General features: G+C 37.6%; 8 protein-coding genes. All 8 read right to left on the bottom strand.

The features are described 5' to 3' along the window. Positions 1-57: 57 nt before the first annotated feature. A complete protein-coding gene (gene dhaM / locus C1H58_RS03165; RefSeq protein ID WP_050329888.1) occupies positions 58-417 on the bottom strand; it encodes a dihydroxyacetone kinase phosphoryl donor subunit DhaM in 360 nt (119 codons plus the stop codon). Then, on the bottom strand, positions 414-995 hold the full coding sequence (gene dhaL, locus C1H58_RS03170; RefSeq protein WP_050332062.1) for a dihydroxyacetone kinase subunit DhaL: 582 nt from the start codon (positions 993-995) through the stop codon (positions 414-416). The genes dhaM and dhaL overlap by 4 nt, the downstream gene beginning before the upstream one ends. 12 nt (positions 996-1,007) lie before the next feature. Next, positions 1,008-1,976: a dihydroxyacetone kinase subunit DhaK gene (gene dhaK / locus C1H58_RS03175; RefSeq protein WP_165545294.1), complete on the bottom strand. Its 969-nt coding sequence runs from the start codon at positions 1,974-1,976 to the stop codon at positions 1,008-1,010. Positions 1,977-2,156: 180 nt separating this feature from the next. Next, positions 2,157-2,858: an antiholin-like protein LrgB gene (lrgB, locus tag C1H58_RS03180; protein ID WP_016426054.1), complete on the bottom strand. Its 702-nt coding sequence runs from the start codon at positions 2,856-2,858 to the stop codon at positions 2,157-2,159. Beyond that, positions 2,851-3,291 carry an antiholin-like murein hydrolase modulator LrgA gene (gene lrgA / locus C1H58_RS03185; protein ID WP_371317747.1) on the bottom strand — a complete coding sequence of 147 codons (441 nt, stop codon included), beginning with the start codon at positions 3,289-3,291 and terminating at the stop codon, positions 2,851-2,853. Before lrgA ends, lrgB begins: the two co-directional genes overlap by 8 nt. A gap of 428 nt (positions 3,292-3,719) precedes the next feature. Next, on the bottom strand, positions 3,720-4,454 hold the full coding sequence (locus C1H58_RS03190) for a response regulator transcription factor LytR (RefSeq protein ID WP_016426052.1): 735 nt from the start codon (positions 4,452-4,454) through the stop codon (positions 3,720-3,722). Positions 4,455-4,457: 3 nt separating this feature from the next. Continuing rightward, the gene (locus tag C1H58_RS03195; protein ID WP_165545295.1) at positions 4,458-6,209 is read right to left on the bottom strand and encodes a sensor histidine kinase; all 1,752 of its coding nucleotides are present in this window, start codon (positions 6,207-6,209) and stop codon (positions 4,458-4,460) included. A 302-nt stretch (positions 6,210-6,511) separates the two neighbouring features. Continuing rightward, on the bottom strand, positions 6,512-6,931 hold a 420-nt coding region (locus C1H58_RS03200), incomplete at its 5' end, for an alkaline phosphatase family protein (RefSeq protein ID WP_207623134.1).

A 6,931-nucleotide genomic window follows, 5' to 3' on the forward strand; every position in this document is an offset into this window, starting at 1 on the left:
AAGGATGAAACAATAAACCTTTTAGGTTATCGTTGTTTCATCCTTTTTTATTTCAAGTTAAAATGTATCTCTGACAGAAGCGATGGCCTCGTCCATAGATTGTCCAGTTGATAATGACACACTTGCGATAAAACTGCCTTCTACAATAGGCGCATCGACTTTCTCAATTCGGTAATGCCCTGCATACATTTCAATAGCCATATCTAAATTCATTTCTGAAGACCCAATGTCAAAGAAACAAATCGCATCTTCCTCTAAATCATTCAATACCTCTGAGATTGTTTCAAACGAAGTCCCTATTTCACCATCATTACCACCCACGGCAATGACACTCACACCTTGTGCCATTTGTTCTAGTAAATCTTTTGTGCCTTCTGCAATTTTTTCACTGTGACTAATGAGTACGATACTTGTCATTTGTTCTCATCTCCTATTAATGCATTTAAAATATATACGCTACTTTGCGCACCTGGATCTACATAGCCTAAACTCTCTTTTTTAAAGTAAGATGCACGCCCTTTAGTGGCTTCTATATCACGAGTCGCGTCTGCTAATGCTTGTAATTTTTCTAAATCTACACGCTCACCATTTTCCACCGCTTCTCGCGCACGTGAGATGACATCATACATCGTTTTTTCATCTCGCGTTACTTTGCCACGTTGTGCAACCGCATCTTCAAATGCCTTTAATATTGCGATTAGATTATCATGGTCAATTTCATCTTTAGCAACTTGTGACATTTTAACAAAACTAAAACCATATAAAGGACCTGAAGCGCCACCGACTTTAGACATTAATGTCATCCCTGTTGATTTGAGTAATGTTGCAATAGACTGATCATCAAGCTGTGCAGGTAGCGCCTCAAAACCACGTCTCATATTGACGCCATGGTCTCCATCGCCAATAGCACGATCGAGATCAGTTAAATGGGCTTCTTCTCTTTCAAAGATATCTTTTAAATTTAATAAACGTTCCTTTAAAATTGTCACATCCATTGTTACATCCTCCTATGAATTAAAATTTCGACTTGTTGTAGGCGCATTAAGTGCTGCTAAAACATGGTCATCATATGGCGCAAATGTGAGTGAAAAACCTTGCATATCTAATGAAGTCATATAGTCCCCAACGAACCACCCTTTGACAACTTTACCTTCTTTTTCTAATTGCTGCGCTACGTATTTTGTGACGATATTGAGTTCAGAAAGCGGTGTACCGCCCATGCCATTAATCATGACAATCAATGCATCACTGTCGACTTCTTGTTCTAGTTTTGTGGTTAAGCGTTGAACAATCTGAGCAATCGGTTCTATTTGAGTTCTTTCTAATCCTCGTTCACCGTGAATACCGATTCCAATTTCCATCTCATCTTCACCAATATCAAAACCATATTTGCCTGTTGTCGGTACTGCAGGAGGTATGATGGCCATACCAATAGAGCGAACGCCTTCAAGAAACTGTTCAATTTTTGTTTTGAGCGCTTTAAGATGTGTGCCTTGCTCAGCTAAATAGCCCGCATATTTATGTACCCATACGGTGCCGGCAACGCCCCTTCTTTTAGCCACATCATCAATGGCAATGTCATCTCTAACAACGACCATTTCGACGTTAATGCCTTCCATCACTGCCATATCTTGAGCCATCTCAAAGTTCATGACATCTCCTGCATAATTTTTAACAATTAACAAAACGCCATCTCCATTATCTACTGCTTTGATTGCCTCTAATACTTTATCCGGAGTTGGAGATGTAAAAACTTCACCGCATACTGCTGCATCTAACATGCCCTCTGCAACATAGCCAGCATGTGCAGGTTCGTGACCACTTCCACCCCCTGATACTAACGCAACGCCAGATGTTTTTTTGTGTTTCCGAACGACAACCGTTTCTGCTATGACATCAATATTAGGATTCGTATACTTCAAGCCATCTAACATGTCGTTTAAAAACTGTGTCTTTTCTTGAATTAACTTTTTCATGTTGTCACCTGCTCTCATCTTTTCTTCTATTATAACTTTCTACAATAAAAACGTTCACGTCAAACGATTATTCAACAGCCATTTATGCAAAAAAAGAGTAGCACCGTTATCTAAGCCACCTCTTAGATAATGACACTACCCCTTTTAAACATCCCTACGACTTTATTTTACAATTGTATATTAGAAGAATATTGCTGTTAAAACTGGGACTACCGCAACGACAATAACCCCTACGAGTACAATCGCGATGCTCGCCATTGACTCTTCAACTTCGCCAAGTTCTTTTGCTGCAGCAACACCTAAAGTGTGGCCACTTGTACCTAATGCTAAACCACGTGCAATTTTATTATCGATGTGGAACCATTTTAATAATTTGTTTCCTAAAGCATAGATAATAACTGCATTCAGTATAACAGCTAAAGATGTAAGTTCTTTAATACCATGAATTCCTTCAGAAACAGGTAATGCAATTGCAGTCGTTGCTGCTTGCGGAAGCATTGATGCAATGATGTCATTACCAAACTGTAATGCTTTGGCAACAAAGAAAATACCTACTAATGCGACTACCGTACCAATTCCTATACCACCTATAATACGGTGCCAATGTTTTAAGAGCACATCACGCTTTTTATATAAAGGTATCGCGAATGAAATTGTTGCAGGTGCAAGGAAGAAATTAATCACATCGCCACCTATTTTATATTTTTCATATGGAATGCCTGTAAAGTGTAGGAATGCCACACCTACAACCATTGCAACAAATAATGGTGCAAATAAGAAGAAACCATTAGTTTTTTTAAATAAATATGTTGCAATTAAGAATGGAATAACGGATAACAAGATACCAAAATATGGGGTATTAATACCTAAATGATCAACCATGTGAATGTGCTCCTTTCATTTCTGATTGTGCTTTTTCTGGTTTTTGTGCGTTATTTTTAGTCGTTACACGCATAATAATTTGTGATGCAAAACCTGTACATACAAGCAACAACACTGTAGAGATAATAATGAGACCAATAATCAAAATTGGGCTTGCACTAATAATCCCTAATGAATTAACGACTGAAATCCCCGCTGGTACGAATAAAAATCCGATATTATTCGTTAATGCTGTCCCTACTTTTTCGACTTGTCCCAATTTCACAACGCCTGTACATAATAAAATAAACAATAAAACGAGTCCTATTACTGATGCTGGCATTGGAATCGGCATAAACGATTCAATGATACTTGAAACAAATAACACTAACGAAATTACTAAAACTTGATGCAAAAAGCTATACGTTTTTTCAACTTTTTGTTCCATCTTCACGGCCTCCTGTGTGCTTCTGATTGACTTCATTATAGTATGAAAAGAAAGGTTCACCGCATTTTCACGCTGAAATGCAAAAATAAGGGGGTGAAATGCATTATGTGCATTTTTTCACACATTACATATTTTTCTCAATTAAATATAAATAAACTTTCAAATACCAGCGTGGCGCGATCCTATCTTCATTTTCAATCTACGAAAACATTTAAATCATTATACTAGCAAGTGCTACCTACGCTTCAGAAGCCGTTATATCAAGTGCTCGTACCACGAAACCCTACTTGTCGAAATGGTAGAACGAAATCAAATCAATCTCTGCTTTGTCACCATTTGCTACGTGAGACAAACACAAAAAAGACACTCAAAATTCATAATTCCATCAAAATTTTGAGTGTCTTTTTCATTTTCTCAACTAGTTAATCCATAGCCTACGATGTAAGACCCATTACTTGCTTAAAACTTTTCATATAGGAACGACTCACTTGCATTTTTACATCATTTGTCAAAGTGACCATATAGGTTGAATTAAACCAATGTTCTATAGCTTGAATGTGCTGTCGATTAATAATATTTGCCCTATGAATTCTAATAAACTGCGGTGTGTTCAACTTTTTTTCGTATGCGCTTAAAGGCTCTGTTGTTTCAAACGTACCTTGTGTCGTATGAATCGTAGTAAGTCCTTTATTAACTGAAATGCCGATTACATCAGAAAGATTTAGCATATGGATGCGGTCATCAATCTCAATGGGTAAAAGTGTTTCAACATTCGTAACAGGAGGCATGTCCTGTGCCGCTTTGCTTTTTTTAAGTTGCGCTTGTACTTTTTGAACGGCTTGCTCGACACGGCTTTGTTCGAATGGCTTCATAATATAATCTGTCGCATTTAATTCAAAGGCTTGAACAGCAAATTGGTCATGTGCCGTGGCAAATACAATCGCAGGTGGGGACTTCATTTTTTGAATTTTACGTCCTAGCTCAATGCCATTTTCATCCATTAAGTTAATATCTAAAAAAACAAGGTCGTAGTCGTCTACTAACAATGCCTCAATCGTTTCACTCACATTCTCTGCTTCATTCAATACATCGAAGCCACCGATACGATTTAATAAATAGATTAACTCATTACGCGCAAGGGGTTCATCATCAACTATTAACGCTCTCATGCTTTATCCCTCCTTTTGTTGATAAGGCAGCGTACACCATACCGTTGTTCCTGTGTGACTTGTATCAAAATGTAAAACTGCATCATTACTGAATAAACCTTTTAATCTTAAATTTAAATTTTCTAAGGCACTGCCTGTGCCCGATTCTGATTCAACGGCAGTCTGACCTAGTAAAGATAATTTTTCTTTCGGAATGCCCTGCCCATTATCACAAACCGATATCACTAATTGTTGTTGATTTTCAACCCGTGCGACAACTCGAATACGATTGTCTGTCTTTCGTTTTGGAAATGCATGTTTTACCGCATTCTCAACTAAAATTTGAATTAAAAATGGAGGGACAAGAGCTTGTGTCACATTCTCTGGAACATCAAAAGTCACATCAAATCTGCCTGGGAAACGTGCTTGCTCTAATGATAGATAAGCAGACACTTGGCTTAATTCTTTTTCTAAAGTAATCGTATTTTGGCGAGAGCCTTGTAAATTTGAACGGAAGAAATGACTTAGTTCTAATAATAGCTCTCTAGCCTTTTCACTATCAATTCGAACAAGTGCGGAAATCGTGTTCATCGCATTAAAAAAGAAATGCGGATTGACTTGTGCTTGTAATGATTTAATCTCTGCATCTTTCAATAATTTACTCTGCATCTCAGCCTCACCCAATTCGATTTGACTACTAAATATTTCAGCTAACCCTTCCGCCAATTGACGTTCTACGAAAGTAAGATTGTTCGGATTCGTAAAATACATTTTTAAAGTTCCCGTCACTTTCCCATGCATTTTCAAAGGAATCACAATGGCAGCGTGTAATGGACAATGCGGGTGTGTACATCCGATTTCACCTTTCGTATGAACTTCTTTGAGTTGTCCTGTTTGTAAAACTTCTTTTGATAAATCCGTTATAATTTCTTTTTTCGGAATATGATGATCACTTCCGGCGCCCACATGTGCTAAAATATCATGTCGATTTGTAATCGCTACGGCAGAAACTTTCATCAACTCTTTAATAATCATTGCCACATGCTTGGCAGAATCTTCATTCAGCCCTTCCTTGAAGTAAGGCAACGTCTGATTTGTTAATTGCAACACATCATGCGTTTGTACAGCTCTCATTTGCTCTTCTTGCTTTAATGTGGAACTAATAATAGACATAAAAATAGCTGTCCCTGCACTATTAACAATTATCATTGGTAATGCAATTAGTGAAATCAAATCAATCGCATAGTGTTTATCTTGTGCAAACGAAAAAATACAAATCATTTGGACAATCTCCATCGTCGCCCCGATTAGCGCACTTTTTCCTATTGAAGGATATTGATTTTTTTGACGTGCTTGCTGACCAAAATAACCCGAAATCAAGCCGATAAATAGTGAGGAAATTAAATAAGTATAAGCTTCAGCACCTCCCATATATAATCGGAAAAGCCCTGAAAAAATCCCTACGAACACCCCAACAAATGGACCTCCTACTAATCCAGCAACCCCAATTGTTAAAACACGTGTATTGGCTAACGATACATCATCATCTAAATGAAAATAAATACTTCCAGATAGGATGTCACCATTGCGAATGACAATCCCTGTAAAGTTAGACATCAGTGCAAAAAGGCTAAATATCAAGCAAAGTTGCCATTTTGAGGGCCACATTTGTCGTTGCTGCATCGTGTTTTTAAAGTAACTGGAATTCATTAAAATATAGGCAAGGATAATAATGAGACCCACACGTTCCAATAGTAATATCGTCAAATTAAACACTGAATATTTCTCCTTTTTCAACTGATTATTAATTTATTATATTTTAACACAATAAATAGAAATGACGTGTGCAATTGGATAAAATTCAAAGAAGCGTCCTATTTTGCAACAGCGATCAGTCGTAAATCCCCAATATTGTATTGCCCTATAAACCGCAGTGCATCATTTTTGTTTCATTTTCCAGTTGATAAACAAACTGATACAATCACTTCGTCGTGTATAAACAACAAAAGACGAGGTTGGGAATTGTCTTTCCCAGCCCCGTCCTTAAAGTCAAAGCCATTTGTTATGATGCGTCCGAGTTATTGTAATTTTTGAAGATAACTGCGACCAAATTCTGGAAGCGGTACGCCAAAGTTATCTGCAATGGTTGCCCCAATTGAACTAAATGTTGTATCCGTATCGAGCGCTTGACCTTCTTTAAATTTTGGACTGTACATCAACACTGGAATGTACTCGCGTGTGTGATCTGTGCCTTCTGCAGTTGGATCATTGCCGTGGTCGGCTGTAATGATGAGTAAATCATCTTCACGCATCGCATCCATTAATTCCGGTAAGCGATTATCAAAGTCTTTCAAAGCTTGTGCGTAACCCGGTTTATCACGACGATGCCCATACAACGCATCAAAATCGACTAAGTTTAAGAAACTCAAACCTTTAAAATCTTTTTGTACGATTTGCATCAGTTGATCCATCCCGTCCATGTTACTTTTCGTACGTAC

It is taken from the genome of Staphylococcus sp. 191 (assembly GCF_011174885.1).
Lineage (GTDB): Bacteria > Bacillota > Bacilli > Staphylococcales > Staphylococcaceae > Staphylococcus > Staphylococcus coagulans.